We start from the raw sequence: 1811 nt of genomic DNA on the forward strand, positions 1-1811 counted from the left end.
CCAAAGAATAACGCAAAAGTCTACCCCTAAATAAAAACTTTGATACTTTATCTACATATATTAGAAGCATCTTATATATAAAATTATTTTGATTTTCCACAGATACACTTCACCTTATCATAAGTAATAAATTTTTATAAAACTAACCCTGCAAAGTCAGTTTTAAGGTTATAAAATCTTCAGTTATCGTATCTTCTCTAAGTATTGAAAGCTTAATATTATTAAAAAACAAACAAAAAACTTATAAAAAATAGGATAGATTTATATCTATCCTAATAACCATAATATCTTAATGATTTAATTATTAACCTGTATTTGCTTTATTATTACACTAATTAAAATTTTCTTTAATAAAAACTTGATATTGATTTCTTTTTACTTATACTAAAAATATATTATACAAAGCATACTGAGCTTTAAAAATCAAACATTAATTCTTAATGTTTTTTCTAGTAATTCTGACTCTCTACAGATGCGATTAACCATTAATAATTCTAACCTTATTTATACCTCTTTATTAGTAAGCAAACTATCTCTCCAACTTTTCGATATACTCCATTACTTCGCTTCTATTTCCCTTGTAAACTATATTTCTATTAGATTTTAATAAAGAATGTTTATACATAGGATCATAGTACTGAGTTAAAAATAACTCTATCCAATTTCTATGTTTATCTATCTTATTAGTTGTTAACTGTTCATTGTATGCCAGTTTAAGTTCATTAACTATTGTATGTATTCTGTCACCAAGCTTCCCCTTAACTCTTTCCATACTTGCTATCATATCATTTAACCAAGCTTCTAAAGCAAGTTCTTCATTTTTAAATACTTCTCTATGCTCTTCTTGTCCATTTATCACATATTCTTCTAATATATTATCTATTCTTTCATTAAGTGAAGCTTCTAAAAATATCACATCTCCACTTTTCATATATTCAAAAAATAACTTTGGAATAAAACTCTTTCCTATATTTTTCCCCTCATCTTCTAGAACCATATATTTATAGTTATTATTTTTATGTTTAATTAAGCTATAAGCTAAATTATTTTCAAAGTTAATTTGTGTTGGCTGAGGTGTAATATGATGACCAAAGGTAGATCCTCTATGGTGAGCTAGGCCTTCTAAATCTATTGAATTATTTATTTTATGCAATAATATTGTTTTCCCTGAACCTGTATATCCAGATAATATTAGCGGTTTTGATTTTATCTCTTTTGGATCTAATGAATTTATAAGGTAATTACGAAAAGCCTTATATCCTCCATCTAATTTCACTATATCTTTTCCCGTTTCTTCATATATCCATTGTTGTGCTATAGTTGAACGTGATCCTCCCCTAAAGCAATAAATCATAGAATTTGGATTTTCATTTGTAAATTCTGTCCATGCCTTTACCCTAGCCTCTTTAATTTCTCCTGACACTATTTCATAACCAAGTTTTGTTGCTTCTTCGTTACCTTTTTCCTTATAACATATACCTATAATATGCCTTTCCTCATTATTCAAAATTGGCATGTTTACTGCATTTATCATTGCTCCTTTTTCAAATTCAATTGGAGCTCTAACATCTATTAGCTTTGTGTCATTTAGCACTATACTCTTAAAATCATTTGTTACTGATAATTTCTTCATTACTCTACTTCCATTTCATATTTTATTTACTTCTAATAATATAAATTATATATTTCTTATTTGTAAAAATAAACTAAAATTATGTAATCTTATCTAAAAATTTATATTTTTACTATTGTTATTCCTTCTTTAGATTTATAATAATTATTGAAAAGTATTTTTGAATTAAATACTATAC

At 25.7% G+C, this 1811-nt stretch carries 1 protein-coding gene; it reads right to left on the bottom strand.

Features of this window, described 5'->3' with window-relative positions:
• Positions 1 to 529: 529 nt before the first annotated feature.
• The gene (mnmH, locus tag E6248_RS15790; RefSeq protein WP_316341720.1) at positions 530 to 1633 is read right to left on the bottom strand and encodes a tRNA 2-selenouridine(34) synthase MnmH; all 1104 of its coding nucleotides are present in this window, start codon (positions 1631 to 1633) and stop codon (positions 530 to 532) included.
• Positions 1634 to 1811 lie beyond the last annotated feature (178 nt).

Origin of the sequence: Clostridium sp. (assembly GCF_032552055.1) — a bacterium.
Taxonomy (GTDB): Bacteria; Bacillota; Clostridia; order Clostridiales; family Clostridiaceae; genus Clostridium.